The organism is Ramlibacter rhizophilus (genome assembly GCF_004681965.1).
Lineage (GTDB): Bacteria > Pseudomonadota > Gammaproteobacteria > Burkholderiales > Burkholderiaceae_C > Ramlibacter > Ramlibacter rhizophilus.
This window is the reverse complement of the sequence record NZ_SMLL01000007.1, coordinates 50,706-75,842: the sequence shown is the minus strand read 5'-3', so window position 1 is coordinate 75,842 and position 25,137 is coordinate 50,706. Positions and strand designations below refer to the sequence as shown.

At 70.5% G+C, this 25,137-nt stretch carries 25 protein-coding genes; 14 read left to right on the top strand and 11 right to left on the bottom strand.

The window, feature by feature from the left end; all coding sequences use genetic code 11:
* The 9 genes from EZ242_RS17330 (at position 1) to EZ242_RS17290 (ending at position 10,872) form a co-directional block, all read left to right on the top strand.
* Positions 1-999 (top strand): Bug family tripartite tricarboxylate transporter substrate binding protein, encoded by a 999-nt coding sequence (locus EZ242_RS17330; RefSeq protein WP_135286458.1) that lies wholly within the window; start codon positions 1-3, stop codon positions 997-999.
* 43 nt (positions 1,000-1,042) lie between these two features.
* Positions 1,043-1,723: an RraA family protein gene (locus tag EZ242_RS17325; RefSeq protein ID WP_135286457.1), complete on the top strand. Its 681-nt coding sequence runs from the start codon at positions 1,043-1,045 to the stop codon at positions 1,721-1,723.
* Complete coding sequence (locus EZ242_RS17320) at positions 1,720-2,649, top strand: hydroxyacid dehydrogenase (RefSeq protein WP_135286456.1); 930 nt, start codon at positions 1,720-1,722, stop codon at positions 2,647-2,649. The genes EZ242_RS17325 and EZ242_RS17320 overlap by 4 nt, the downstream gene beginning before the upstream one ends.
* A gap of 7 nt (positions 2,650-2,656) precedes the next feature.
* Positions 2,657-3,721 (top strand): cyclase family protein, encoded by a 1,065-nt coding sequence (locus EZ242_RS17315; RefSeq protein WP_135286455.1) that lies wholly within the window; start codon positions 2,657-2,659, stop codon positions 3,719-3,721.
* A 29-nt stretch (positions 3,722-3,750) separates the two neighbouring features.
* Entirely contained in the window at positions 3,751-4,719 is a 969-nt protein-coding gene (locus EZ242_RS17310; protein WP_135286454.1) for a Bug family tripartite tricarboxylate transporter substrate binding protein, read from the top strand.
* A gap of 28 nt (positions 4,720-4,747) precedes the next feature.
* A complete protein-coding gene (locus EZ242_RS17305) occupies positions 4,748-5,671 on the top strand; it encodes an SMP-30/gluconolactonase/LRE family protein (RefSeq protein ID WP_135286716.1) in 924 nt (307 codons plus the stop codon).
* 166 nt (positions 5,672-5,837) lie between these two features.
* Positions 5,838-8,129 carry an NADP-dependent malic enzyme gene (locus EZ242_RS17300; protein WP_135286453.1) on the top strand — a complete coding sequence of 764 codons (2,292 nt, stop codon included), beginning with the start codon at positions 5,838-5,840 and terminating at the stop codon, positions 8,127-8,129.
* A gap of 118 nt (positions 8,130-8,247) precedes the next feature.
* Positions 8,248-9,741: an MFS transporter gene (locus tag EZ242_RS17295; RefSeq protein ID WP_167784832.1), complete on the top strand. Its 1,494-nt coding sequence runs from the start codon at positions 8,248-8,250 to the stop codon at positions 9,739-9,741.
* A 78-nt stretch (positions 9,742-9,819) separates the two neighbouring features.
* Complete coding sequence (locus EZ242_RS17290; protein WP_135286451.1) at positions 9,820-10,872, top strand: GNAT family N-acetyltransferase; 1,053 nt, start codon at positions 9,820-9,822, stop codon at positions 10,870-10,872.
* Between the two features lie 42 nt (positions 10,873-10,914).
* Here EZ242_RS17290 and EZ242_RS17285 read toward each other — a convergent pair whose 3' ends face one another.
* The 7 genes from EZ242_RS17285 to EZ242_RS17255 form a co-directional block, all read right to left on the bottom strand.
* A complete protein-coding gene (locus EZ242_RS17285; protein ID WP_135286450.1) occupies positions 10,915-11,703 on the bottom strand; it encodes a polysaccharide deacetylase family protein in 789 nt (262 codons plus the stop codon).
* 155 nt (positions 11,704-11,858) lie between these two features.
* Entirely contained in the window at positions 11,859-12,731 is an 873-nt protein-coding gene (locus EZ242_RS17280) for a TauD/TfdA dioxygenase family protein (RefSeq protein WP_135286449.1), read from the bottom strand.
* Positions 12,732-12,738: 7 nt separating this feature from the next.
* On the bottom strand, positions 12,739-13,725 hold the full coding sequence (locus EZ242_RS17275; protein ID WP_135286448.1) for a tripartite tricarboxylate transporter substrate binding protein: 987 nt from the start codon (positions 13,723-13,725) through the stop codon (positions 12,739-12,741).
* A 322-nt stretch (positions 13,726-14,047) separates the two neighbouring features.
* Positions 14,048-15,322: an RNA polymerase sigma factor gene (locus EZ242_RS17270; protein ID WP_135286447.1), complete on the bottom strand. Its 1,275-nt coding sequence runs from the start codon at positions 15,320-15,322 to the stop codon at positions 14,048-14,050.
* A 5-nt stretch (positions 15,323-15,327) separates the two neighbouring features.
* Positions 15,328-15,735: a YciI family protein gene (locus tag EZ242_RS17265; protein WP_135286446.1), complete on the bottom strand. Its 408-nt coding sequence runs from the start codon at positions 15,733-15,735 to the stop codon at positions 15,328-15,330.
* Between the two features lie 19 nt (positions 15,736-15,754).
* Positions 15,755-16,141, bottom strand: coding sequence for a VOC family protein (locus tag EZ242_RS17260; protein WP_135286445.1), 387 nt, complete (start codon positions 16,139-16,141; stop codon positions 15,755-15,757).
* Between the two features lie 239 nt (positions 16,142-16,380).
* On the bottom strand, positions 16,381-16,737 hold the full coding sequence (locus EZ242_RS17255) for a YciI family protein (RefSeq protein WP_135286444.1): 357 nt from the start codon (positions 16,735-16,737) through the stop codon (positions 16,381-16,383).
* Between the two features lie 71 nt (positions 16,738-16,808).
* Between EZ242_RS17255 and EZ242_RS17250 the strand changes: the two genes are divergently transcribed.
* On the top strand, positions 16,809-17,921 hold the full coding sequence (locus EZ242_RS17250; protein WP_135286443.1) for a mechanosensitive ion channel family protein: 1,113 nt from the start codon (positions 16,809-16,811) through the stop codon (positions 17,919-17,921).
* Positions 17,922-18,068: 147 nt separating this feature from the next.
* Here EZ242_RS17250 and EZ242_RS17245 read toward each other — a convergent pair whose 3' ends face one another.
* The 4 genes from EZ242_RS17245 to EZ242_RS17230 are packed head-to-tail and all read right to left on the bottom strand — an operon-like array spanning position 18,069 to position 20,809.
* Positions 18,069-18,926, bottom strand: coding sequence for an alpha/beta hydrolase (locus tag EZ242_RS17245; protein WP_135286442.1), 858 nt, complete (start codon positions 18,924-18,926; stop codon positions 18,069-18,071).
* A 7-nt stretch (positions 18,927-18,933) separates the two neighbouring features.
* Positions 18,934-19,311: a RidA family protein gene (locus EZ242_RS17240; RefSeq protein ID WP_135286441.1), complete on the bottom strand. Its 378-nt coding sequence runs from the start codon at positions 19,309-19,311 to the stop codon at positions 18,934-18,936.
* 8 nt (positions 19,312-19,319) lie between these two features.
* Complete coding sequence (gene cnbZ / locus EZ242_RS17235) at positions 19,320-20,087, bottom strand: 2-amino-5-chloromuconate deaminase CnbZ (protein WP_135286440.1); 768 nt, start codon at positions 20,085-20,087, stop codon at positions 19,320-19,322.
* A complete protein-coding gene (locus tag EZ242_RS17230) occupies positions 20,084-20,809 on the bottom strand; it encodes a GntR family transcriptional regulator (RefSeq protein WP_135286439.1) in 726 nt (241 codons plus the stop codon). Before EZ242_RS17230 ends, cnbZ begins: the two co-directional genes overlap by 4 nt.
* A 175-nt stretch (positions 20,810-20,984) precedes the next feature.
* On the opposite strand from EZ242_RS17230, the gene EZ242_RS17225 reads away from it, so the two are divergent.
* The 4 genes from EZ242_RS17225 to EZ242_RS17210 are packed head-to-tail and all read left to right on the top strand — an operon-like array spanning position 20,985 to position 25,128.
* Positions 20,985-22,406 (top strand): FAD-binding oxidoreductase, encoded by a 1,422-nt coding sequence (locus EZ242_RS17225; protein WP_135286438.1) that lies wholly within the window; start codon positions 20,985-20,987, stop codon positions 22,404-22,406.
* A gap of 42 nt (positions 22,407-22,448) precedes the next feature.
* Positions 22,449-23,426: an ABC transporter substrate-binding protein gene (locus tag EZ242_RS17220; protein WP_135286437.1), complete on the top strand. Its 978-nt coding sequence runs from the start codon at positions 22,449-22,451 to the stop codon at positions 23,424-23,426.
* Between the two features lie 7 nt (positions 23,427-23,433).
* Complete coding sequence (locus EZ242_RS17215; RefSeq protein ID WP_135286436.1) at positions 23,434-24,222, top strand: ABC transporter ATP-binding protein; 789 nt, start codon at positions 23,434-23,436, stop codon at positions 24,220-24,222.
* A 6-nt stretch (positions 24,223-24,228) separates the two neighbouring features.
* Entirely contained in the window at positions 24,229-25,128 is a 900-nt protein-coding gene (locus tag EZ242_RS17210) for an ABC transporter permease (RefSeq protein WP_135286435.1), read from the top strand.
* Positions 25,129-25,137: the final 9 nt, after the last annotated feature.

Below are 25,137 nucleotides of genomic sequence, written 5' to 3'. Positions count from 1 at the left end.
ATGAACCGCCTCACCTTCCCTACCCGCCGCCTCCTGCTGGCCGCCCTGTCCGCCGCCTGCGTCGCCCCCGCCGCCTTCGGGCAGGCGTCCACTCCCGACTGGCCGGGCGATCGCACCATCAGCTGGGTGGTGCCCTACCCCGCCGGGGGAACCACCGACGTCCTCGGCCGGGCGCTGGCGCAGCGCATCGGCACCTCGCTGGGCACCAAGGTGATCGTGGACAACAAGGCGGGCGCCACCGGCACCATCGGCGGCGCGTATGTGGCCAAGGCCGCGCCCGATGGCTTCACCCTCCTGGGCACGTCCATCGGCCCGCAGGCGATCGCGCCGCACCTGATGGCCAAGCTGCCGTACGAGCCGCTGCGTGACCTGGAGCCGGTGGCGCTGGTCGGCACCATTCCCCACGTGCTGGTGACCGCCGCCTCGCAGCCGTTCAGGTCGGTGGCCGACGTCATCGCCGCGGCCAAGGCCCAGCCGGGCCAGGTGGCCTACGCATCGGGCGGCAACGGAACCATCCTGCAGATGCAGGCCGAGCTGCTTGCCCAGCGCAACGGGCTCAAGCTCCTGCACGTGCCGTACAAGGGCGACACACCCGCCCTGCAGGACACGCTGGGCGGGCAGGTGAAGTTCATGTTCGCGCCCGCCGCGGCGGCCCTGCCGCACGTGCAAAGCGGCCGGTTGCGGGCATTGGCCGTGACCTCGGCCGCGCGGCTCAAAGCCATCCCCGACGTGCCGACGATGGCCGAGGCCGGCCAGAGCAACTTCGTCGTCGAGCAGTGGCAGGCCGTGTACCTCCCGGCCCGCAGCCCCGAATCGCTGGTCCAGCGGCTCAATGCGGAGGTCAACAAGGCACTGCGCGATCCGGCGGTCGTCGAGCTCGGCGACAAGCTGGGCGTGACGCTGGTCGGCGGCAGCCCCCAGCACCTGGACAAGGTCCAGAAAGCGGACTCGGCCACCTGGGCCAAGGTCATCCGCGACGCCAACATCAAAGCCGAGTGACCCCGCGCCGGCTCCATCCCTCGTTCATCCACCCGAGATCCCCATGAACCAAGACATCAACCGCGCGTTCGAGCGCGTGTCCCCCGAACTCGTGCAGGAGGCCGCCGGCTTCCAGGCCGCCATCCTGGCCGACGTGGCGGGCCGCCGCGGCGCCATGCACGGCCGCATCAGCGCGCTGCGCCCGCGGATGACGGTGGCGGGTCCGGCGCTCACGGTCGAAGTGCGGCCCGGCGACAACCTGATGATCCATGCCGCCATCGCACTGGCCCGGCCAGGCGACGTGCTGGTGATCGACGGCAAGGCCGACCAGACCTCGGCGCTGATGGGGACCATCATGATGACCGCCTGCAAGCAGCTGGGCATCGCCGGCGTCATCGTCGATGGCGCGGTGCGCGACAGCCTCGAGATCGACGAGATGGACTTTCCCGTGTTCTCGGTGGGAACCAATCCGAACGGTCCGACCAAGAACATCGGCGGCCGCATCGGCCATCCGATCAGCTGCGGCGGCGTGACCGTCCATGCCGGTGACTTCGTCCTTGCCGATGCCGACGGCATCGTCGTGATCGAGCGCGAGCAGCTCGCGTCGCTCATTCCGGTGGCGCGCAAGAAGGTGGAAGACGAGGCCCGGCGCATCGAGCAGATCAAGCAGGGCAACACCAGCGCCTCCTGGCTCGGCGCGGCCTTGCGCATGGCCGGCGTGCTCAAGGAAGGAGAGAGCCTGTGAGCACCCGACCCAGCCTCGTCGTGACCGGGGCCGACCTCGCGCCGCAGGCCCTCGCGCTGCTGGCGGACTACGAGGTGGTCTACGCCGGCAAGACCCCCAGCACGGAGAGCCTCGTGGCGCTGTGCCGCCGCCACGACCCCGTGGCCATGATCGTGCGCTACGGCAGCGTGGGCGCAGAGGTCATGGACGCGGCACCCTCGCTGCGGGTGATCTCCAAGCACGGCAGCGGCACGGACACCATCGACAAGGCTGCGGCGACGGCGCGCGGCATCGAAGTGCGTGCCGCCGTCGGTGCCAATGCCGCAGCCGTGGCCGAGCAGGCGCTGGCCCTGCTGCTGGCCTGCGCCAAGTCGGTCACCATCCTGGACGCGCGCATGCACGCCGGCCACTGGGACAAGGCCACGCACAAGAGCATCGAGCTGCATGGCCGCACGATCGGACTGGTGGGCCTGGGTGCCATCGGCCAGCGCGTGGCGCGCATGTGCGATGCGATGGGCATGAGGGTGATCGGCCACGATCCGTACGCGTCACAGCTGCCGGCCTCCATCCGGCAGGTCGACCTGGACACGCTCTGGCGTGAATCGGACGCCATCTCGCTGCACTGCCCCCTCACCAGCGAGAACCGCGGCTTCGTGAACGCGAAGACGCTCGCGGCCTGCAAGCCGGGCGTCCTGCTGGTCAACACCGCCCGGGGCGGCCTGATCGACGAGCCCGCCTTGCTGGAAGCCGTGCGGTCCGGCCAGGTCGCCGCCGCCGGCCTGGACAGCTTCGCGGTCGAGCCCATGCAGGTGCCGCATCCGTTCCAGGGCGAGCCCAGGATCGTTCTGTCGCCGCACATCGGCGGCGTCACCAGCGACGCCTACGTCAACATGGGCGTGGGAGCGGCCCGCAACGTGCTGCAGGTCCTGCAGCCGCACGCAGCCTGAGGCCGCCATGCCTCAGCGCTGGCAACAGGCGCCACCGGGCAGCCATTGGGGTGAGTTCGGTCCCGACGACCAGCGGGGCCGGCTCAACCTCGTCACGCCCGAGAAGGTGCTCCAGGGCGTGGCTGAGGTGCGGGAGGGCCGCACGTTCTGCCTCAGCCTGCCGCTGGATGTTCCCGGTGGCCAGTCGCTGAACCGGCGGCGCATCGCGCCACGGCGATTTGCCGTGATCCGCGACGGCCAGAGCGCCGGCCAGCAGGGCTTCTGCTGGAGCTACGACTCGGAAGACCCGGACCTCACCGACGTCGTGAACGACGACGTCGTCCTCATGAGCCTGCAGTACTCCACGCAGTGGGACAGCCTGGCGCACATGGGCAGCCGGTTCGACGCGGACGGCGACGGGGTCGCGGAGATGGTCTTCTACAACGGCTTTCGCGCGGGCTCGGACATTCTTCCGGCGCGCGCGGATGCCGCCGCGGCCGGCACCTTCGCGCACTACCCGCAGCCGCGCGCCGACGCACTGGGCATCGAGCACATCGCCGAACACGGCGTGCAGGGCCGCGCCGTGCTGGTCGACCTTGCCCACCACATCGGGCGGCGCCGCGAGGCGGTCGGCTACGACGCGCTGATGCGCATCCTGGAGGCCGACGGCATCCAGGTCGAATGCGGCGACCTCGTGTGCATCCATACCGGTTTCGCGGACACGCTGCTGTCCATGAACCGCCAGCCCGATGTCGCCTACCTGCACGAGACCGGCAGCGGGCTCGACGGCAACGATGCGCGGCTGCTGCAATGGATCGTGGACGTGCGCCTGGCCAGCCTCATCGCGGACAACCCGGCGGTCGAACTCGTCGTTCCCTCCGTGCGCGCCCACGCAGGCATCAGGCGGCCCCGCCTGCCACTGCATGAACACTGCCTCTTCAAGAACGGCATTCCACTCGGGGAGCTCTGGTACCTGACCGAACTCGCCCAGTGGCTGCGCGCCCGCAAGCGCCACCGCTTTCTGCTCACCGCACCGCCACTGCGACTGCCCGGCGCAGTGGGATCACCGGTCACGCCGGTCGCAACCGTCTGACCCTCACCCAAGCAACCGAAGGAGACCTCATGAACCGCCGATCGCTCGTCCTCGTGGCCGCCCTGGCCGCCTCTGCCAGCCTGGCCCCCCTGCCCGCCGCAGCGGCGTGGCCGGACAAGCCCATCAGCCTCGTGGTGCCTTATGCACCCGGAGGAACCGCCGACGCACTGGCCCGTTTGATCGCCCAGCACCTCGGACCCAAGCTCAACACGAATGTCGTGGTCGTGAACAAGGCCGGTGCGAGCGGCATCATCGGCGCCAGCTCCGTGGCCCAGGCCAGTCCGGATGGCTACACGGTGCTCTACGACGCCACACCGCTGTCGATCAATCCGCACCTGCAGAAGATGCCCTTCGATCCGCAGAAGGACCTCGCCCCCGTGAGCCTGGTCGCGGTCACGCCCATGCTGCTCGTGGTTCCCAAGTCCTCGCCGTACAACAGCCTCCAGGAGCTGATCAAGGCGGGCAAGGAAAAGCCCGGCAAGCTGACCTTCAGCTCCGGTGGCCAGGGGACGGTCCAGTACATGGGCGCCGAGCTGTTCAGCCAGGGCGCAGGCGTCAAGATGCTGCACGTGCCCTACAAGAGCGGCGGCCCGGGGCTGATGGCCATCGTCAGCGGCGAAGTGGACCTGGGGTTCGGCAACCTGCCCGCCTTGACGGGACATGTGAACAACGGCCTGGTCAAGCCACTGGCCATCACCTCCGGCCAGCGGAACGCCAACTTCCCCAACGTTCCGACCATCGCGGAAAGTGCCGTCAAGGGCTACGAGACCTACGAGTGGAACGGCATGTTCGTGCCCAGCGGCACGCCGCCTGACGTGGTCAACCGCCTGCAGGTTGCCGTGAAGGAAGTGCTCGCCATCCCGGAAGTCAAGGCCAAGTTCGACAATCTCGGCTCCCGCGTGGTCGCGTCCACTCCGGAGGAGTTCCGCAAGTACCTCGGCGCCGAGTCCGAGAAGTGGGCTGCCACGGTGAAGTCGGCCGACATCAAGAAGGAATGAGGCTCGTGCCAGCATCCCGGTGACCGTCATGTTCCTGCGCCATCCACCTGCGTTCCTCGATTTCGAGCTGTTCACCTCCATGCCGGACGCGTTCAGGCGCACGGGGGTGCGCAGCCCGTGGGCCGACGTGAACCAGGGCGGGCGGCTGGTCGACTCCTTCCTCGAAGGGCCGGTGGTCGATGGCGCGGGCAATCTCTTCGTCACCGACATTCCCTTCGGCCGCGTGTTCCGCATCGACCCCCAGGGCCACTGGGACCTCGTGGCGCAGTGGGACGGCGAGCCCAACGGCATGAAGTTCATGAACGAGGGCGAGTTGCTGGTCACGGACTACAAGAACGGCCTGATGGTCGTGGAGGTGTCGAGCGGACGGGTCCGTCCCTTCCTCGAACGCCGCAACAGCGAGCGCTTCAAGGGCCTCAACGACCTGGTGTTCGACTCGCGCGGCAACCTGTACTTCACCGACCAGGGCCAGACCGGCCTGCACGATCCCACGGGCCGGGTCTATCGCCTGGGCACCGAGGGCCGCCTCGACCTGCTGCTGTCCAACGTGCCGAGTCCGAACGGCATCGTGCTGTCGACGGACGAACGCTTCCTCTTCGTCGCGGCCACGCGCGGCAATTGCGTCTGGCGGATGCCGCTCCTGGCCGACGGCAGCGTGTCCAAGGCGGGGCAGTTCTTCACCTCGCAGGGACCCAGCGGCCCGGATGGCCTGGCGATGGATGCCGACGGGCGCCTGCTGGTCGCCAATCCCGGCCTCGGCGTCGTGTGGGTGCTGAACCGGTATGCGGAGCCGGAGCAAGTGGTGCAAGGGCCGCGCGGCGCCTCCCTGACCAACGTCGCCTTCGGCGGCGAAGGCCACAGGACGCTGTACTGCACCGATTCCACCCATGGCACCGTGCTGCGTGTGCGCCTGGAGACGGCCGGCCAGGTCCTGCCTCGGGCGCGCGCCTGATGCCGGGGGCCGCGCCCCTGCCTGCGCACCCACGTTCCCCGACGGCAGCGCCTGCCGCATCGGTGCGGCGCATGGTGATTCCGAGGGTGCGCCGCGCATGCGGCCCCCGCTATGCTGTCGATTCCACCGGAGACAGGCGCCGCCACCGCGGCGCGGAAAGGACGCCATGAAAGAACCCAGCAGCCAGGCCGAACTGGCCCTGCGCGATGCCGCACGCGAATACCACCGCAGCCCCGGGCGCGGCAAGATTTCGGTGACGCCCACCAAGCCCCTGTCCAACCAGCGCGACCTGTCGCTGGCCTACTCGCCCGGCGTGGCCTACCCCTGCCTGGACATCCAGGCCGACCCGTCGCTCGCGGCCGAGTACACGGCGCGCGGCAACCTGGTGGGCGTGGTGACCAACGGCACGGCCGTGCTGGGCCTGGGCGACATCGGGCCGCTGGCGGGCAAGCCGGTGATGGAAGGCAAGGGGTGCCTGTTCAAGAAGTTCGCCGGCATCGACGTGTTCGACATCGAGCTGGCCGAGCGCGACCCCGACAAGCTGGTGGACATCGTGGCGGCGCTGGAGCCCACGCTGGGCGGCGTGAACCTGGAGGACATCAAGGCGCCGGAGTGCTTCTACATCGAGCGCAAGCTGCGCGAGCGGCTGAACATCCCCGTGTTCCACGACGACCAGCACGGCACGGCCATCATCTCCTGCGCCGCGCTGCTCAACGGCCTGGAGCTGGTGGGCAAGCGCATCGGCGAGGTGAAGCTGGTCTCCTCCGGTGCCGGCGCGGCGGCCATCGCCTGCCTGGACCTGATGGTGGGCCTGGGTGTGTCCAAGCGCAACATCTACATGGTCGATTCCAAGGGCGTGGTGTACCAGGGCCGCCCCGGCGGCTACGACGAGTCCAAGGCCGCGTACGCGCAGGACACCTCCGCCCGCACGCTGGCCGACGTGGTGCAGGGAGCCGACGTGTTCCTCGGCTGCTCCACCGCCGGCGTGCTCACGCCCGAGATGGTCCAGACCATGGCGGACAAGCCGATCATCCTGGCACTGGCCAACCCCGAGCCGGAGATCCGGCCCGAGCTGGCGCGCCAGGCGCGGCCCGACTGCATCATCGCCACCGGCCGCTCGGATTACCCCAACCAGGTCAACAACGTCCTGTGCTTCCCCTTCATCTTCCGGGGGGCGCTGGACTGCGGCGCAACCAAGATCACCGAGGCCATGAAGCTCGCCTGCGTGCGCGAAATCGCCGCGCTGGCCAAGGCCGACATCAGCGAGGAAGTGGCCAACGCCTACGCCGGCACCGAACTGGCCTTCGGCCCCGACTACATCATCCCCACGCCCTTCGACTCGCGCCTGATCCTGCGCATCGCGCCGGCCGTGGCGCGGGCCGCGGAGGAATCGGGCGTGGCGACCCGCCCCATCGCCGACTACGAGGCGTACACGCAGAGCCTCACGCGCTTCGTCTACCAGACCGGGATGATCATGCGGCCGGTCTTCATCGCGGCCAAGGCCGCCGCGCGCAAGCGCGTGGCCTATGCCGAGGGCGAGGACGAGCGCGTGCTGCGCGCGGCCCAGCTCGCGCTGGACGAGCAGCTCGCGCAGCCCATCCTCATCGGCCGCCCGGCAGTCATCGAGGCGCGCATCACAAAGGCGGGCCTGCGCCTGAAGCTCGGGCGCGACGTGGAGTGCGTCAACCCCGAGAGCGATGTGCGCTTCCGCCAGTACTGGGAGACCTACCACCGGCTCATGGGCCGCAAGGGCATCACGCCCGAGGCCGCCAAGTCGGCGGTGCGCCGCTCCAACACGCTGATCGGCGCGCTGGGCGTGGTGCTGGGCGACGCCGACGCCATGCTCTGCGGCCTCCTGGGCCGCTTCGACCACCACCTGGAGCACGTGCGCGACGTGGTCGGCCGTGAAGAGGGCGCGCCCGACCTGGCCACGCTCAACGGCCTCATGCTGCAGGACCGCACGCTCTTCATCGCCGACACCTACGTGCACGAGGACCCGGACGCCGAGCTGCTGGCGCACATCGCGCGCATGGCTGCCGAGCAGGTGCGGCGCTTCGGCCTGCCGCCCAAGGTGGCCTTCCTCTCGCACAGCAACTATGGCTCCTCGCCGCGCGGCTCGGCCGCCAAGATGCGGCAGGCGCGCGAGCTCTTCGTGCGCATGGCACCGGACGTGGAGTGCGACGGCGAGCTGCAGGGCGACGCCGCGCTGTCGGAGACGATCCGCCGCGCCAGCCTCATGGACAGCACGCTCAGCGGCGAAGCCAACATCCTGATCTGCCCCACGCTGGATGCGGCCAACATCCTGTTCAACGTGCTGAAGATCACCGGCGGCCACGGCATCACGGTCGGCCCGCTGCTCCTGGGCGCGAAGGCGCCGGTGCACGTGCTCACGCCCTCGGCCACGGTGCGGCGCATCGTCAACATGACGGCGCTCGCCGCGGCGGCCGGCCGCGGCTGAAAAGCGCAACCAACGGTTGCCCCGGCCCCCTCGGCGCGGGGGCGTCTGCTACGGTCTTGCGCCTGTGAACACGCCACGCCCGCGCGGGTGGTGAAGCAAGCGGAGACCCCTGAGCGTGGTGACCGTGCTGGCCCCGGCGCCCTCGATCTCGCCGGCCGAACTCGCGGCCGGGCAGCGCGCCCTGGTGCAGGACCTGGCTTGGGCCAGCCTGTCCGGTGCCTTCGCGGGCGGCGTGATCCTCACCGCCTTCGCGCTCGCGCTCGGCGCGCAGCCGCTGATGGTGGGCGTGCTCGCGGCCATTCCCTTCATGGCCCAGGCGCTGCAGCTGCCGGCCACGCTGTTGATCGAGCGGCTGCGACAGCGCCGTGCCATCGGCGTGGTGAGCGTCACCCTGGCGCGATGCGTCGTGCTGGCGATGGCGGTGCTGCCCTTCCTGCCCTCGCTGCCGCTGGCGCTGGCCCTGCTGGTGGCCGCGCAGGCGCTCATCGCATCGCTCAACGCCATCGGCGCCTGCGCCGTCAACTCCTGGCTGCACCAGCTCATTCCGCCCCGCGAGCTGGGCCACTTCTTCGCCCGGCGCCTCTTCTTCGGCACGCTGCTGGCCTGCGTGGGCACTTTGGCCGCGGGCGCGCTGGTGGACCACGGCGGCTTCGAGCCCAAGCTGCACGCCTACGGCCTGGCCTTCGTGCTGGCCGCGCTGGCAGGCTTCGTGAGCTCGGCCTACCTCGCCCGCGCGCCCGAGCCGCTGATGCAGGACGCCGGGCCCAAGGTGCGCATGGGCGAACGCCTGGCCGCGCCCTTTCGCGACACCAACTTCCGTCGCCTGCTGGTCTTCATGGGGGCGTGGACCGTGGCCGCGAACGTGGCCGCCCCCTTCGTCACGGTCTATCTCATTCGCCAGCGCGGCTACCCGGTGGGCACGGTGACGCAGCTGTGGGTCCTCAGCCAGCTCGCCAACGCCCTGACGCTTTACCTGTGGGGGCGGCTGTCGGATCGCCTCTCCAACAAGAGCGTGCTGGCCGTGGTGCTGCCGGTGCACTTCGCGAGCGTGCTGGCGCTGGTGTTCGTCGATGCCGTGTCCCTTCCGAACTGGCAGCTCGCGCTGCTGGCCGGCCTGCACGTGGTGATGGGCGTGGCCACGGGCGGCATCGGCCTGGCGACCGGCAACCTGGGCCTGAAGCTCGCGCCGCAGGGCCAGGGAACGGCCTACCTGGCGGCGATCGGCCTGGTCTCGGCCATCGCCGGCGGCGTGGCGCCCATCGCGGCAGGCGCGCTGGCGCAGAGCTTCAAGACCAGCGAACTCTCGGCCGTGGTGCGCTGGACACTGCCCGGCAGCGCCGGCGAGCGGGCCATCGTGTCCTTCGCGCACTGGGAGTTCCTGTTCGCGATCTCGGCCCTGCTCGGCCTGTACGTGATGCACGCGCTTTCACGGGTGCAGGAAGGCGCGGAGGTCAGCGAGCGCCTGGTCGTGCAGGCGTTCGCGCTGGAGGCCTGGCGCTCGCTGGACAGCCTCTCGTCCATCGGCGGCGCGGTGGGCAGCCTGTTCGCCTTCGAGCGCATCAGCGAGCGGCGCAAGTGGTGGCGCGACCGCGTGCCGCGCGCAGGACCCTGAGCGCAGGCGGTGCGCCAATCACCCCACGGCCGAGGCAAAGCCACGTATCGTGAAGGCCTCGCGAAGGACGCCGAACCGATGAAGCTTTCCCTGATGGGCGCACTGGAGATGGATGCAGGCACGCTGGCGCACTGGCGCGCGCTGCAGCAGTCCAACCCCGCCCTTGCCAGCCCGTACTTCTCCCCCGAGTTCACGCAGCAGGTGGCCTGCACGCGGGACGACGTGCGCGTGGCCGTGCTGGAGGACGCACGCGGCGTCGTCGGCTACTTCCCGCACCAGCGGCGCGGCGGCCGCGGCCAGCCGGTGGGCGGCGGGCTCTCGGACCATCACGGACTCATCTGCGCGCCAGGGCAGCCCATCGACTGGGCGGCCCTGCTGAAGGCGTGCGGCCTGGCTTTCTGGGCCTTCGACCACCTGCCGCTGTCGCAGGCGCCGCAGCGAAGCACGCGGCGGGCCGAGTCGCCCGGGCTGGACCTCTCGCGGGGCTTCGCCGCCTGGAAGCAGGCCCGCGTCGCCGCCGGCGGCCGCCGCATCGCGGAGCTCGACCGCAAGGCGCGCAAGATGGCCCGCGAGCTCGGGCCGCTGCGCTTCGAAGCCAACAGCCAGGACCGGCGCGTGTTCGAGACGGTGCTGCGGCTGAAGTCCGAGCAGTGCCGCCGCACCGGCGTGCCCGACTTCTTCTCGCAGGCCTGGACGCGCGAGCTGGCCGAGCGCCTGTGGCACTGCCAGGCGCCGGGCTTCGGCGGCAGACTGTCGGCTCTCTTTGCCGGCGACCAGCTCGTGGGGGCGCACCTGGGCATGCGATCGGAGGCCGTGTGGCACTGGTGGTTCCCGGTGTACGCGCACGAGCACGCCCGCCATTCCCCCGGCGCGCAGCTGCTGATGGCGGTCGCGCACGCCGCCGCCGAGGAGGGCCACCGGCTGCTGGACCTGGGCAAGGGGGACGACGCCTACAAGCACAGCTTCGCCGACTGCGCCTCGCCGCTGGCCGAGGGCTGGGTGTTCCGGCCCGGTCCGCTCGCCGCGATGGAGGCGGCGCGTGGCGGGCTGCGCCAGTGGCTGCGGCAGTCGCCGTGGCTGGCGCCGATCAAGCCGCTGGTGCGACGCGCCAGGCGCCTGGTCACCGGCTAGTGGCCGGACACGAGGACAGGAGCGTGGGCGCGGCCGCCCGCGTCAGGGCGCCGGTTGCGCCCGCCAGGACCGAAGCAGCGGGCGGGCCTGTCGCCCCAGGCTGCGCCGCCAGTCCTCGTAGCCCGTGGCCACCCGGGCCAGCAGCATGGGCAGCGAGCTGTCGCGCAGGACCGAGATGCGGGGCAGGCACAGCAGGTCGCATCCCTCGGCAGCGCGCTCGCTCTCGGAAGTGGTGGCCGTGGCGAAGCCGGCCTGGCGCGCCATCTCCACATGCGGTTCACGGTACCGGCCATAGGGAAAGCAGAAGCTGCGCACCTCGCAGCCCAGGAGCTGCTCCAGCTCCTGCTTGCTGCCGGCGATCTCCTCGCGGGCACGCTCCTCGTCGCAGGTGAGCAGGTCCACGTGGTGCCGGGTGTGGGCGCCGACCTCCATGCCCGCGTCCATCCAGGCGCGCAACTGCACGGCGTCCATCAGGGGCACGCCGGGAATGCCCTTGCCTGCGTCCCAGTCGTTGCTCGCACCGATGCGCTGGCTCACGACGAAGGAGGTGGCGGTGAATCCCAGCTCGCGCAGCACCGGCATGGCGTGCTGCAGGTTGTTGAGGTAGCCGTCGTCCAGGGTGATGCCCACCACCTTGCCCTGCCGCTCGCCGCGCAGGTAGGGCTCCAGCTCGCGCATCGACAAGCCGGTCCATCCCAGTCGGCGCAGGGCCCGCATCTGCCGCGCGAAGCGGGCCGGCGGCAGCACGAAACTGCGGTGGGGAAGGCGGCCCGGCGGCGCGCCGTCGGTCTGGTGGTAGGACAGGATCGGAATCGGTGCGCGACGGGACATGCAGGCGGTTCTCGGGCGGCGATCAGGGCCGACGGCCGCCGCGAAGGCGGGCCGTCACTGTGGGCCCCCATTGTTACGGCCCAGCCTGGCGCTGCGCGGCTCCCGTTGGGGTTTCCCGAGGACCCGATGGAGCTATTGACCCGCAGGCCGCCCGCTCAGGCGCTGACTTCCTCGGTCGTGGCACGGCGCAGCTCGCGCCGCTCGGCGAAGTCGTACCAGCGGCCGCGGTGGACGGTGGCGGTGTTGTCCCACATCACGAGGTCCCCCACGCGCCATGCGTGCCGGTAGACGAACTCGCGCTGCGTGGCGTGCTCCAGCAGGTCCATGATCAGCATGCGGCCTTCGGCCAGCGTCATTCCCTCCACCTCGCAGGCATGGATGCCGACGAAGAGGATCTTGCGGCCCGAGCGCGGGTCGGTCTGCACCAGCGGCCACCAGGCCGGCTCGATGGCCTGCTTCTGCGCCTCGGTGTAGTCGGTGTCGCCCAGCATGAAGCGCGAGTGCAGCGCGTAGTGCCGGGCCCGCAGGCCCTCGATCTGGCGCTTGCGCCAGTCGGGCAGCGCGTCGTAGGCCATGCGCAGGTCGGCGAACTCGGTGTCGCCGCCGAACTTCGGCACCACCACGGCGGACAGCATGGAGTACTTGGCGCGCGGGCGCTGGAAGGAGCTGTCGCTGTGCCAGAGCTGGTTGGCCACGTTGCTCACGATCTTGGCGTGCTGGCGGCCGGCGATCTCGCCGTCGGCCGTGACGTTGGAGATGTCGGCCAGCTCGTTGTAGTCGAACCGGTGCGGGCCGCTTCGCAGCTTGCGCAGGCCCACGTCCAGCGGCCCCAGGGCCTTGGCGAAGGCGATCTGCTGGTGCTGCGTGAGCGGCTGGTCGCGAAAGACCAGCACGGCGTGCTCGTCCATCGCGTCCTCGATGGCGCGCACGGCCGCCGCATCCAGCGGCTGGGACAGGTCGATGCCGCTCGCTTCGGCGGCGAAGGGCTGCAGCGGGCGCAGGGTCAGGGGGCGTGTGGTCGTCAACATGGTGCAACTACTCCAGCTTGATGCCCGCCGTCTTGATAACGCGGGCCCATTTGTCGATCTCGGAGGCGATGAGCGCGTTGTACTGATCCGAGGTGGAGCCCACGGGTTCCATGCCGAGCTGGGCCATGCGGCTGGTCACCTCGGGCGAGCGCACCGCCTGCCCGATGTCGGCGCTGATCTTCCGCAGCAGCTCGGGCGGCAGGCCCGCCGGCGCGATCACGCCGATGAGGCTCATGGCGCTGAAGCCCGGCACAGACTCGGCGATGAGGGGAATGTCGGGACTGGACACCGCCCGCTGCGGGCTGGACAGGGCCAGCACCTTCAGGCGGTTGTCCTTGACGAAGGGCATGGAGGAGAACAGCACGTCGAAGAGCAGCGGCACGCGGCCGCCGATGACGTCCTGCTGGGCCGGCGCGCTGCCCTTGTAGGGCACGTGCACCAGCTTGAGGTCGGCCATGTGCCCCAGCATCTCGCCGGCCAGGTGCGTGCCGGTGCCGGCGCCCGGCGTCGCATAGCTGAGCTTGCCGGGGTTGTCCTTGGCGTACTTGATGAGCTCCGGCATGGAGTTCACGGGCAGCGAGGGATGGGCGAAGAGGCCGAAGTGCGCCTGCGCCACCTGCGAGACGCCCACGATGTCGCGCCGCGTGTCGTAGGGCAGGTTGGCCACCAGGCTGGGGTTGATGGTGAGGGCGCTGATGGCCATGCCCAGCGTGTAGCCGTCGGCTGGCGCCTTGGCCACCGCGTTGGTGCCCAGCGTGGTGCCGCCGCCGGGCTTGTAGTCCAGCACCACCGGCTGCTTCCAGCTCGCCTGAAGTTGCTGGCCGATGAGGCGGGCCACGGTGTCGGTCGGTCCGCCCGGCGGAAAGGGCACGACGAGCTTGACGGGCCGGCTGGGCCAGGCCTCGGGTGCGGACTGCGCCTGGGCGAGCCAGGGAGCGAGGAGCGCCGAGGCAGCCAGCAGGAGGCCGAGGCGGCGGGAACGCTGGAAAAGCATGGATGTGTCTCCGGGAATGTGTTCTTGCAAAGCGGCTGCGATGCTAAGAGAAATCGAGGCTTGGCCGCCAGATCGATTTTGCGAACGGAGCTAGTGCGAACGAGCCCCCACCGCTGGGCTTCGTCCTACAGCCGAGGCTGGGGATTTGGGTACACCATGCAACACACGGATACGCAGCGACCGGTGAAACCAAACCGGAAATGGCGGGTCCGATTGGGTGAATGGGTGGTCACTCCGGCGCCGGGCGTTCTTTCTCCAAGGTTTCCCGCCCGGCTTTCAATACCCCCGCGACGGGCAGGTCGCGGGGGTTTTCTTTTCCAGCTCATGCATGGCGAAGGCCCTCCGCCCGCGCTTCGAGCAGTTGCCGCTCGGCGTCGTTGCCGGCCAGGGCGGCGGCGCGCAACCACGCATCGCGCGCCTCGTCGCGTCGGCCGAGTTGCTGCAACAGCTCGGCCTGCACGCTGGGAAGCCACTGGTACGCACGCAGGGACGGCTCCTGCAGCAAAGGCTGCAGCAGGGCGAGTCCGGCCTCGGCGCCCTCGGCGCGCGAGACCGCCACGGCGCGGTTGAGCTCGATGACGGGCGAAGGACGCAGCCGCGCCAGCTCGGCGTACAGCGCCGCGATGCGCGGCCAATCCGTGTCCTCGGCGCGCACCGCGCGCGCGTGGCAGGCAGCGATGGCCGCCTGCAGCGTGTAGAAGCCGCGCTGCGCGGCCAGCGCCTCGGCCCGCGCCAGGGCCGCCAGGCCACGGTGGATGAGCAGCGGGTCCCAGCGGGTGCGGTCCTGCCGGTCCAGCAGCACCGGTTGGCCCTGCGCGTCCAGGCGGGCGTTCATGCGCGACGACTGCAGCTCCAGCAGCGCGGCCAGGCCGTGCGCCTCGGCCGCCTCGGGCATGAGTCCCGCCAGCATGCGCGCGAGCCGCAGGGCCTCCTGGGCCAGCTCCGGCCGCATCCAGTCCGCGCCGGCCGAGGCGGTGTAGCCCTCGTTGAAGACGAGGTAGACGACCTCCAGCACCGAGTCCAGCCGGGCGCTGCGGTCCGGGCCACGTGGCGCCTCGAAAGGCCCGCGGGCGTCGCGCAGCTTCTGCTTGGCCCGCACGATGCGCTGGGCCATGGTGGGCTCGGGCACCAGGAAGGCGCGTGCGATCTCGGCGGTGCGCAGGCCGCCGAGCAGCTTGAGCGTGAGCGCCACCCGTCCTTCGGTGGGCAGCACCGGATGGCAGGCGGTGAAGATGAGGCGCAACAGGTCGTCGCCGATCTCGTCCTCGCGCGCGGCGTCCAGCGCCTCGCTGAAGTCGGGCACGATGAGCGCCTCCTGCGCCTCCAGGTCGCGGCCGAGCTCGTCGAGCTTGCGCGCCTGCATCTGGCGGTGGCGCAGCCAGTCCAGCGCGCGGTTGCGGGCCGTGGTCATGAGCCAGGCCCCGGGGCGATCGGGCAGGCCGTCCTGCGGCCAGCGCTCCAGCGCGGCGACCATGGCCTCCTGCGCCAGCTCCTCGGCCAGCGGCACGTCGCGCACCAGGCGCGCGACCGAGCCGACGATGCGCGCACCGTCGATGCGCCAGACGGCTGCAAGGGCGTCATGGATCGCGGCCGCCATGCCGCTCAGCCGCGCCCCGGGCCGCCCTGGCCGAGGCCCAGGGCCTCGAAGTCCTGCGGCTCGTAGAGCTCGCGCACCTCGACCTCGCAGCGCGCGCCTTCGCCCATGGGGTTGGGAAAGCGCCGCGACCACTCCAGGGCCTCCTCGCGGCTGCGCACCTGGATCAGCGTATAGCCGGCGATGAGTTCCTTGGTCTCGGTGAAGGGGCCGTCGACGATCCGCAGCGAGCCGTCGCCGTAATGCACCCGCCATCCGGCCCGACTGGGCTTGAGCCCGTTGGCGTCCAGCAGCACGCCGGCGCGGGCCAGCTCCTCGTGGTAGGCGCCCATGGCGGCAAACAGGCGGTCCGCGTCCGGCGGGAAACGCCCGGCTTCGGTGTCCGGCGTGGCGCGTACCTGGATGAGAAATCGCATGATGCTTCCTTCCTCGTTTTCAGCCCTGGGGCTGCAGCAGGCTGCCGCGGTTGCCTTCGGTGTCCAGGAAAGCCACATAGGCCCCGACACCGGGGATGTCCATGGGCTCGCCCAGCACCTGGCCGCCGGCCGATTCCACGCGGCGCATGGCATCGCGGATGTCGCGCACGCCGATCACGATGCCGGGCATCTGGGCCGGCTTGCTCGCGTCGCGCTGGAAGAAGCCGCCATTGATGGCGCCGCGGGGCGCATCGGCCTTGGCGTCCTGTTCCGCGGTGGTGGCCAGCACGTAGTTGCCCATCTCCGGGCCGAGCCGCTGGCAGGTCCAGTCGAAGGCCGATTCGTAGAAACGGGCGATGCGCTCGCGGTCATCGCAGGGCAGCTCGAAGTGGACGACAGGGTTCATGCGGGGCTCCTTGGGTGGGGATGCTTGGCCGGATGGCCGCGCCCTTGCATGACGAGCGAGGCGCAGCGTTTTCGACAGGCTCCCTCAGACGACGGACCCTGATGTCCGTTCGGGCTGAGCCTGTCGAAGCCCCAGCGCGAGACCACCACGAGAGCCCTTCGAGAGGCCTGTCCTGAGCGACGTCGAAGGGCTCAGGGCGAACGGATGTGATTGGCAGGCCGAGCACGCGCACCTAGCGCTCAGGTGAAGCACGGCCCGAGCCGCCGCACCTCCACCGTCGCCCATTCGGCGGCCGGACACTCGCGCGCCAGCGCGATGGCCTCCTCACGCGACTCGCAGTCCAGCAGGAAGTAGCCGCCGATGAGCTCCTTGGCTTCGGCGAAGGGCCCATCCACCACCGCCGCCTGGCCGCCGCGCACGCTCACGCGCGCCGGGCTGCCGTCGCGGGAGGCGAGCGACTCGGCGCCCCGCAGCAGCCCGCGTTCGCGCAGTTGCTGCGCATAGCGCGTCATGCGTTCGTACACCGCACGGCCTTCGGCCTCGCTGCGGGCTTCGCGTTGGCCGGGCGGCTCGACGATGAGGAGCATGTAGGGCATGGGCGCGATCATAGGCAGGCACAGCGCACGATGCGAGGGGTTGGGGCACCTCGTCTGTTAGGGTGGAGCCCATGCAAGAACTCATCGATTGGCTTCACCAGACCCAGATCGCAGGGGTCTCTCTGTTCAGCATCGGCCTCGCGCTGCTCATCGCCGTCGTCGCCTACACCGCCATGGTGCTCGGCCTGCGCTTTGCTGCCTCGCGGCTGCGGCGCTTCTCCAAGCGGACCGCCACCCCCATGGACGACGTGGTGGTGAACGTGCTGGAGAGCACCAACCACTGGCTGCTGCTCGTGGCGGCCCTCCTGATCGGCCTCGACGCGGCCGAACTCGGCCCGCGCTGGGCCGCCCGGGTGGGCCAGCTCTGGTTCATTGCCATCGCGCTGCAACTGGGGCTGTGGACCACGCGCGCCATCAAGGTCGGCGTGCGCAACTACGAGCTGCGCCACCATGGCAACGGCAGCCAGCAGGTGAGCGCCTCCGGAACGCTGTTGACCTGGTTCCTGCGCACGGTGCTGTGGGCCGTGATCCTGCTGGCCGTGCTGTCCAACCTGGGCGTGAACATCACCGCCTTCGTGGCCAGCCTGGGCGTGGGCGGCATCGCCGTCGCGCTGGCGGTGCAGAACATCCTGGGCGACCTGTTCGCGTCGCTGTCCATCGCCGTGGACAAGCCCTTCGAGGTCGGCGACTTCATCAGCAGCGACGCCGGCACCGGCACGGTGGAGTACGTGGGCCTGAAGACCACGCGCATCCGTGCGCTCAGCGGCGAGCAGATCGTGGTGGGCAACACCGAGCTGCTCAAGCAGCCGGTGAAGAACTTCCGCCGCATGCGCGAGCGCCGCATCGCGTTCAAGTTCGGCGTGACCTACGGCACCGAGCCGGCACTGGCCGAGGCCATCCCCGGCATCGTCAAGGACCTGGTCGAGGCCGACACCCTGCTGCGCTTCGACCGCGCGCACTTCCAGGGCTTCGGCGACAGCTCGCTGGACTACGAGGTGGTCTATCACGTGCTGGACCCGGCCTACAACCTGTACATGGACGCGCAGCAGCGGCTCAACCTGGGGCTGCTGCGCGCTTTTGCCGCCAAGGGCATCGAGTTCGCATTCCCGACTCGGACGCTGTACTTGGCGGGCGCGGGTTCGCAGGAGCGCGAGGGAGAAGTTCGCGAGGCGGTGTCGGCCTGAAGGCCCTGCGACAGGCTCTCAACAAACAGCGAACCCCCAACGCCGTTCGCCCTCCCAACCCGCTCGGGCTGAGCCGGTCGAAGCCCATCGCGCGAGACCCACCACGCGAGCCCTTCGACAGGCTCAGGGCGAGCGGTTTGGGAGTGCTCAGACCGCCCCGGCAATCCAGCGGCAGATCGGCGAGTCGGCCTCGCGGAAACCGTCCAGCACGTTGAAGTGATGGGCCTCGGGGACGGCCAGGCGCTCCACGCGCGAGCCGCCCGCCGCCAGGGCGTCGGCGAAGCTGTTCGACTGGCGCGCGAACTCGCTGGACTCGCGTTCGCCCCAGCACACCAGCACCGGCGCGCTGACGGGTCGCAGCTGGTCCAAGGGCGAGTTGCGCTGGACCGCGCCCTCGTCGAGCTGCAGCGAGGGCTGCAGGTAGCTGAAGCGAAGCGGGCGCAGGTCGTACAGGCCGCTGATCGGCACCGCCGCCTTGACCAGGTCGGCCGGCAGGCCATAGCGCTCTTCCCAGTCCGTGAGCAGGCCCATGGCCGTGAGCTGGCCGCCGGCGGAGTGGCCGGCCAGGACGATTCGCTGCGCGTCGCCGTTCCAGCGCGCGATGTTCCGGTGCACCCAGGCCAGGCTGGCGCGCACCTGGCGCGTGATCTCGTCCAGGCTGACCCAGGGGCACAGCGCGTAGTTCACCGACACGGTGGTGAAGCCGCGCGCGCGCGGGCCGAGCGCGACGAAGCTGAAGTCCTCGGCGTCCAGCGCACGCCAGTAGCCGCCGTGCACGAAGACCAGCACCGGGGCGCCGGGCGCCTCGGCGGGGAAGATGTCCAGCGTCTCGGCGAGCGTGGGGCCGTAGGGCACGCGCAGCTCGCAGGGCAACTGCCGGCGCGCGGCCGCGGAGTCCTCGCGCCAGCGGGCCAGGTGCGCGGGAAAGTCGGGCACGGAAGCGCCCGCGTTGTACTGCGCGTCGATCTCGGACTGCTGTCGGAATTCACGGTAGAGCGTTGCCATAGGTCTCCTAGTCCAGCGCCGCATAGGCGACGATTTCGATCTTCATGCCGGGCACCACCAGCGCCGCGACGGCGGCGCTGGACCGGTTCGGGTACGGCGGCTGGAAGAACTCGCGGTACACGGCATCGATGGCCGGCATGTCGGCCACCTCGGTCATGTAGATCAGCACCTGCGTGACATCGGCCAGCGTGCCGCCCGCGGCCTGCACGGCGCGGCGCAGGTTCTCGAAGGTCAGGCGCGCCTGGTCGGCGACGGGGCCGGTGTCGATGCTGCCGTCGGCGCGCACCGGCCCATGCGCGGTGAAGAGCAGGCCACCGCCCTTGACCGCCCAGGAAAAAGGCTGCTTGAGCGCGGGCAGGCCGCAGTCGATCACTTGTTTGGCCATCACATCTTTCAGGGCATGAGGAAGCGCTCGCAGCGGGTGCGGCGGGCATCGACTTCGATCTCCAGGTCCTTGACGGGCGGCCGCACGCGGTGCCAGCCCACGCCACCGCCGGCCAGGCCCCGCGCGGCGAGTTCATCGTGCAGCGTGTCGATGACGTGGACCGTGTAGAGGCGGGTTTCCATCACCTCGCGGCCGGCGATGCCCAGCAGGTCCAGGCGCGTGCCCAGGTCGCCGAGCGCGAAGCGCAGCTTGTCGGCCAGCGCCTCGGGCGAGGTCTCGCCCAGGCGCACGATGTGCTCGCGGTAGTTGGGCTTGTCCGGGCATTCGGCCGCGCCGGAGACGACGAAGTCGCCCGCGGCGCCGTCGGCCACCACGGTGTAGCTGAAGGCATGGAAGCCCGCCTGCGCGGGCACCTCGTCCACCGGCACCAGGTTGCAGCGCGCCACTGGATTGCGCTCGCCTTCCATCAAACCCCAGTCCTGAAGCGTGCGGACGTACTGCCGGTTGAAGGCGATGAATTCGGCCTCGCTCATCTGCCCGGGCGAGCGCAGCTCGCAGGCACACAGGGCGGTGAGCGGGCGGCCCTGCGCGCGCAGGTGCCGCTCGATGGCGGCGAAGCCTTCGGCCAGCGGCACGAGGCGCGGCAGGCGCACGCGTTCGATGGCGTGGCCGGGCAGGGCTTGCACGGCCGCGGAGTACTGGAAGCCACCGGGCAGGTAGCGATAGCCGCCGGCGGGGAATTCGACGAGGGGGGCGTAGTCGGTGGGTGCGGTCATGCGGCGCGGGCGTCCTGGTCTTCCTTCATCAATCGCTCGGCGATCACGATGGCGATGTCCACCGAGCGGTGCATGTGGCGGCGCGCGAAGTGCTCGGCCGCCACGCCGTCGCCGTGCAGCACGGCGCGGCCGATGTCCAGGTGGTCGCCCATGTTCTCCTTCCAGTTCTCCAGCGACAGGTCACGGAAGTAGATGCTGTGCAGGATGGGGAAGTTGAACTGGTCCAGCAGCTCGCCGATCTCGGCGATGCCGGACATGTCGTTGATGGTGCGGTGGAAGCGGCCGTTCTCGGCCCGGTGCCGCGTGGGCACGCCGGCCTGCATCTGCGCGTCGATCTCCTCCAGCAGGCGCGCGGCCAGCTCGCGGTGGCCGGGCAGGCCGATGCGTTCGGCGGCCATGCGCGCGCCCAGCCCGGCGATGACCTCGCGGATGCGGAACTGCGCCACGATGTCGGCCGGCTGCGGCGTGGCCACGGTGGCGCCGCGGTTCGGCTCGACGCGGATGAAGCGGTTGTTCTCCAGCCGCCGCAGCGCCTCGCGCACGGAGCTGCGGCTGACGCCCAGGTCGCGCGTGACCTCGGCTTCCACGATGCGCTGGCCGGGCCGGTAGGTGCCGTCCACGATGCGCCGCGCGATCTCGTTGAGCACATAGTCGGCCACGCTGCCGCGCGGGCCCCCAGCGGGCGCAGCGAAGGGAACGATGACGTCGGCGGGCCGGGACATGGGCAGCGAGTGTAGTCCGGCGGGTCTGCCCCGCCAAGCAGATCGTCGGACAGTTCAGCGTCACGCGCTCCCACGCCTCGGGTTCCAACCCCGATTGACACCTCAGGCTGCGTCTGACAGGATGGGCCTCCACAGTTGATCAGTCAACAAAAGAGGACTTGTCTTGTCGGACAGCTTGAGCCCGCCTCGCGCAGCGACCCCGGCCCGCGCCCTGGACGATCGGGTGCGCGAGCTGCTGTCCGGCCTGTCGGACGACGTGGCCTTCCTCGCCAGCAGCGAGGCCGGCGAGCACTACACCCGCGACTGGTCCGGCGAGTGGGGTGCCGCGGCGCCGGTGCTGCGTCCGCGCACGCCCGAGGTGGTCGCCGAGCTGATGGCGCGCCTGTCGCGCGCCGGGCTGCGCGTGGTGGTGCAGGGCGGCATGAGCGGCCTGGTGGGCGCCGGCGCGCCGCAGGCCGGCGAGGTGGTCCTGAGCACCGAGCTGCTCGATCGCATCGAGGACGTGGACGTCTTCAGCGGCACCCTCACGGTGCAGGCCGGCGCCACGCTGCAGGCGGTGCAGGAGGCGGCCGAGCGCCATGGCCTGTTCTATCCGGTGGACCTGGGAAGCCGGGGCAGCTGCCGCATCGGCGGCACCATCGCCACGAACGCCGGCGGCAACCGCGTGCTGCAGTACGGCATGACCCGCGCCAACGTCATGGGGCTGGAGGTGGTGCTGCCCGACGGCCGCGTGATCTCGCGCCTGTCGCGCGTGGTCAAGGACAACGCGGGCTATGACCTCAAGCAGCTCTTCGTGGGCGCCGAGGGCACGCTCGGCGTGGTCACGCGCGCCGTGCTGCGCCTGCAGCCGCAACCGCGCGCGCGCAGCACCGTGGCCGTGGGCCTGGGCTCGCTCTCGCAGGTGCTCGACGCGCTGGTGGCCTGCCGCGCGCTCTTCGGTCCCACGCTGACCTCCTTCGAAGTCATGTGGCAGGACTATGTGCGGCACGTGACCGGGGTGCTGAGCGTCGGGCGCGATCCCTTCGCGGGCGCCTGCGCCTTCCAGGTGCTGCTGGAGGTGTCGTCCTTCGACACCGACGCCGCGCGCGAGGAAGCCCGCGTGCTGGACGCCCTCTCGCAGCTCGCCGCGCGCCTGGACACGCCGCACGTGGTGCTGGCCCAGTCGGGCAACGAGGCGGCGCAGCTGTGGCGCGTGCGCGAGTCCGCCGGCGAGGTGGCGCGCTCGCTCAGCCCCTTCCTGTCCTTCGACATCAGCATTCCCAGCGCCGCGCTGGAAGCCACCCTGCCCCGCATCACCGCGGCCATCGCCGGCATCGATCCGACCCTGCGGCCGCTGGTGTACGGCCACCTGGGCGACGGCAACCTGCACCTGCTGATGTCCTGCGCACCCGCGGTCGCGGCGCGCGTGGACGAGGCCGTGTACGCGCTCGTCGCGCAGTGCGGCGGATCGATCTCCGCCGAGCATGGCATCGGACTTGCCAAGCGGGAGGCGTTCGAACGCCAGTGCCCGCCGGCCGAGCTCGACACCATGCGACGGATCAAGCGTGCGCTCGATCCCGACGGCCTCCTGAACCATGGGCGTGTGTTCACGCCCTGAAGGCACCCTCTTCGCCACCACTGCAACCCTAGGAGTTACGAGATGAAGTTCCGCCCCCTCCAGACGCTCGCGGCCGCCTGCGTCGGCCTGGCCTTCGCCATCGGCAGCAGCGCCGCGCTGGCGCAGCAGACTCCCAAGGTCGCCATCGCGCTGTTCGGCCCCCACCCCACGCTGCACCAGCTGATCGACGGCTTCAAGGCCGAACTGGCGCGCCAGGGCTTCAAGCCCACCTACGACGAAGGGCACGTCAACTTCGACCGCTCGCTCGCGCCGCAGCTGCTGAACAAGCTCGCGGCCGGCAACCCGGACCTGATGCTCACCATCACCACGCCGCTGACGCAGACGGCCAAGCAGGCCCTGGCCTCGCGCAAGTTCCCCATCGTGTTCGGCTCGGTGACCGACCCGGTGGGCGCCAAGCTGGTGCCCTCGGCCGAGAAGAGCGACCCGCTCATGACCGGCGGCTCCAACATCCCCAGCATGGATGCGACGCTGGAGTTCATCAAGACGCTGATGCCCAACGTCAAGCGCCTGGGCTTCCTCTACAACCCCGGCGACGATTCCGACCTGGGGTTCCTCCGCACCATGGAGGCCGCGGCCGCCAAGCACAAGATCGAGCTGGTGAAGGTGGGCGTGGACAACGCCAACGACATCCCCGCGCGCGTGCAGTCCTTCCAGGGACGCGTGGACGCGCTCATGATCCCCGCCTCCAGCCTGCTGATCCCGGCCGCGCCGGCCATCGCCTCGGTGGCCAACCGCATGAAGCTGCCCACCTTCAGCCCCAACCTCACCAACGTCGCGGCGCACCACTTCCTGGGCGCGATGACGGTGGAGTACACCCGCCTGGGCACCACGGTGGGCAAGATCGCCGCCGACGTGCTGCGCGGCAAGAACCCGGCGGACATCGCGGTGGCCATGCCCACCGCGGCCGACCACGAGATGAAGATCAGCGCGGTGCGCATGAAGGACCTGGGCATCCAGCTTCCCGCCTCGCTCAAGAACTGCAACTGCGTCGTCGAGTGATGCGCGCATGATCGAACTGGACACGATCCGCGTCGTCTTCTATCCCGGCACGCCCGACGAGCGGGTGGCCCTGGACGACCTGAGCCTCGCCCTGGCCGAAGGCAGCTTCACCGTGGTGGTGGGCACCAACGGCGCCGGCAAGAGCACGCTCTTGAACGTGCTGGCCGGCGTGATCCGGCCGCAGGCCGGCCGCGTGGTGATCGACGGCGTGGACGTGTCCGCCTGGCCGGTGCACCAGCGTGCCGCGCTCATCTCGCGCGTGTTCCAAGACCCCATGCTGGGCACGGCGCCGGCCCTGAGCATCGAGGAGAACCTGGCGCTGGCGGCCATGCGCGGCAAGCGCCGGGGCCTGCGCATGGCGCTCAACGGCGAGCGACGCGCGCGCTTTCGCGATCTGCTCGCCAGCTTCGGCCTGGGGCTGGAGACACGCATGGGCGCGCGCGCCGGCCTGCTCTCGGGCGGGCAGCGGCAGGTGCTGGCGCTGGTGATGGCCACCCTGAGCCGGCCACGCGTGCTGCTGCTGGACGAACACACCGCCGCGCTCGATCCGCGCACCGCGCAGCTGGTGATGGACGCCACGCGCCGCCTCGTCGCCGAGCACGAGCTGACCACGCTCATGATCACGCACAACATGGGCCATGCCATCGACTATGGCAACCGCCTGCTGATGATGGAGGCCGGCAAGATCAAGCTGGACATCGACGCCGCGGAGAAGGGCCGCCTGACCATCCAGGACATCGTGCGCCGCTTCGGGCAGGCGAACGACGAGATCCTCCTGCAATCCGCGACGGCCTGAACGCCCATGGAATTCCTCAGCACCTTCTACAACCTCATCCCCATCACCGCGGTGCAGGGCCTGCTGTACGCGCTGGTGGCCGTGGGGGTGATGATCCCGTTTCGCATCCTCAACATCCCCGACATGACCGCCGAGGGCACCTTCCCGCTGGGCGGCTGCGCGGTGGCGGCGCTGATCACGGCGGGGCTGCACCCGGTCACGAGCACGCTGCTGGCCGTCGGCGCGGGCTTCCTCGCGGGCATGTGCACCGCCCTCATCCACCTGAAGTTCCGCGTGCACTCGCTCCTGGCCGGCATCCTCACGCTGACCATGCTGTGGAGCGTGAACCTGCGCATCATGGGAAAGCCGAACACGCCCCTGTTCGGCCTGCCCAATCTCTTCGACTGGATGCATCCGGCCATCCTCGGCAGCCTGGACCTGCAGATCGGGCTGCTGGCCGCGCTGCTCGCCGTGATCCTGCTCGCGCTGTGGTGGGGCCTGCAGACCGACGTCGGCCTGGCCCTGCGCGGCGTGGGCGCCAACCCGCAGCTCGCGCCGGCGCTGGCCGTGCATTCGACGGCCTACATCGTCGTCGGCCTGGGCCTGGCCAACGCCATCACCGCCGCCTCGGGCGCGCTGCTGGCGCAAAGCCAGGGCTATGCGGACGTGGGCATGGGCTTCGGCATGCTGGTCAATGGGCTGGCCTCGCTGATCATCGGCGAGGCCCTGCTGGGGCGCGGCAGCCTGCTGCGCCAGCTGGCCGCGGCCGTGGTGGGCTCGGTGGTGTACTACCAGATCAGCTCGCTCGCGCTCTCGCTGGGCCTCGCGCCTTCCGACCTGAAACTCATCACCGGCCTGTTCGTGCTCGCGGCCATCGGCTGGCCGATCCTGCGCGGACGCAAGAGCCCCGGCCTCGTGGCCGGCTGAAGGAGACCG

Coding starts and splice junctions, on each gene's coding strand:
- EZ242_RS17330 (WP_135286458.1), top strand. CDS start 1: ATGAACCGCCTCACCTTCCCTACCCGCCGCCTCCTGCTGGCCGCCCTG.
- EZ242_RS17325 (WP_135286457.1), top strand. CDS start 1,043: ATGAACCAAGACATCAACCGCGCGTTCGAGCGCGTGTCCCCCGAACTC.
- EZ242_RS17315 (WP_135286455.1), top strand. CDS start 2,657: ATGCCTCAGCGCTGGCAACAGGCGCCACCGGGCAGCCATTGGGGTGAG.
- EZ242_RS17310 (WP_135286454.1), top strand. CDS start 3,751: ATGAACCGCCGATCGCTCGTCCTCGTGGCCGCCCTGGCCGCCTCTGCC.
- EZ242_RS17305 (WP_135286716.1), top strand. CDS start 4,748: ATGTTCCTGCGCCATCCACCTGCGTTCCTCGATTTCGAGCTGTTCACC.
- EZ242_RS17300 (WP_135286453.1), top strand. CDS start 5,838: ATGAAAGAACCCAGCAGCCAGGCCGAACTGGCCCTGCGCGATGCCGCA.
- EZ242_RS17290 (WP_135286451.1), top strand. CDS start 9,820: ATGAAGCTTTCCCTGATGGGCGCACTGGAGATGGATGCAGGCACGCTG.
- EZ242_RS17285 (WP_135286450.1), bottom strand. CDS start 11,703: ATGTCCCGTCGCGCACCGATTCCGATCCTGTCCTACCACCAGACCGAC.
- EZ242_RS17280 (WP_135286449.1), bottom strand. CDS start 12,731: ATGTTGACGACCACACGCCCCCTGACCCTGCGCCCGCTGCAGCCCTTC.
- EZ242_RS17275 (WP_135286448.1), bottom strand. CDS start 13,725: ATGCTTTTCCAGCGTTCCCGCCGCCTCGGCCTCCTGCTGGCTGCCTCG.
- EZ242_RS17270 (WP_135286447.1), bottom strand. CDS start 15,322: ATGGCGGCCGCGATCCATGACGCCCTTGCAGCCGTCTGGCGCATCGAC.
- EZ242_RS17265 (WP_135286446.1), bottom strand. CDS start 15,735: ATGCGATTTCTCATCCAGGTACGCGCCACGCCGGACACCGAAGCCGGG.
- EZ242_RS17260 (WP_135286445.1), bottom strand. CDS start 16,141: ATGAACCCTGTCGTCCACTTCGAGCTGCCCTGCGATGACCGCGAGCGC.
- EZ242_RS17255 (WP_135286444.1), bottom strand. CDS start 16,737: ATGCCCTACATGCTCCTCATCGTCGAGCCGCCCGGCCAACGCGAAGCC.
- EZ242_RS17250 (WP_135286443.1), top strand. CDS start 16,809: ATGCAAGAACTCATCGATTGGCTTCACCAGACCCAGATCGCAGGGGTC.
- EZ242_RS17245 (WP_135286442.1), bottom strand. CDS start 18,926: ATGGCAACGCTCTACCGTGAATTCCGACAGCAGTCCGAGATCGACGCG.
- EZ242_RS17240 (WP_135286441.1), bottom strand. CDS start 19,311: ATGGCCAAACAAGTGATCGACTGCGGCCTGCCCGCGCTCAAGCAGCCT.
- cnbZ (WP_135286440.1), bottom strand. CDS start 20,087: ATGACCGCACCCACCGACTACGCCCCCCTCGTCGAATTCCCCGCCGGC.
- EZ242_RS17230 (WP_135286439.1), bottom strand. CDS start 20,809: ATGTCCCGGCCCGCCGACGTCATCGTTCCCTTCGCTGCGCCCGCTGGG.
- EZ242_RS17220 (WP_135286437.1), top strand. CDS start 22,449: ATGAAGTTCCGCCCCCTCCAGACGCTCGCGGCCGCCTGCGTCGGCCTG.
- EZ242_RS17215 (WP_135286436.1), top strand. CDS start 23,434: ATGATCGAACTGGACACGATCCGCGTCGTCTTCTATCCCGGCACGCCC.
- EZ242_RS17210 (WP_135286435.1), top strand. CDS start 24,229: ATGGAATTCCTCAGCACCTTCTACAACCTCATCCCCATCACCGCGGTG.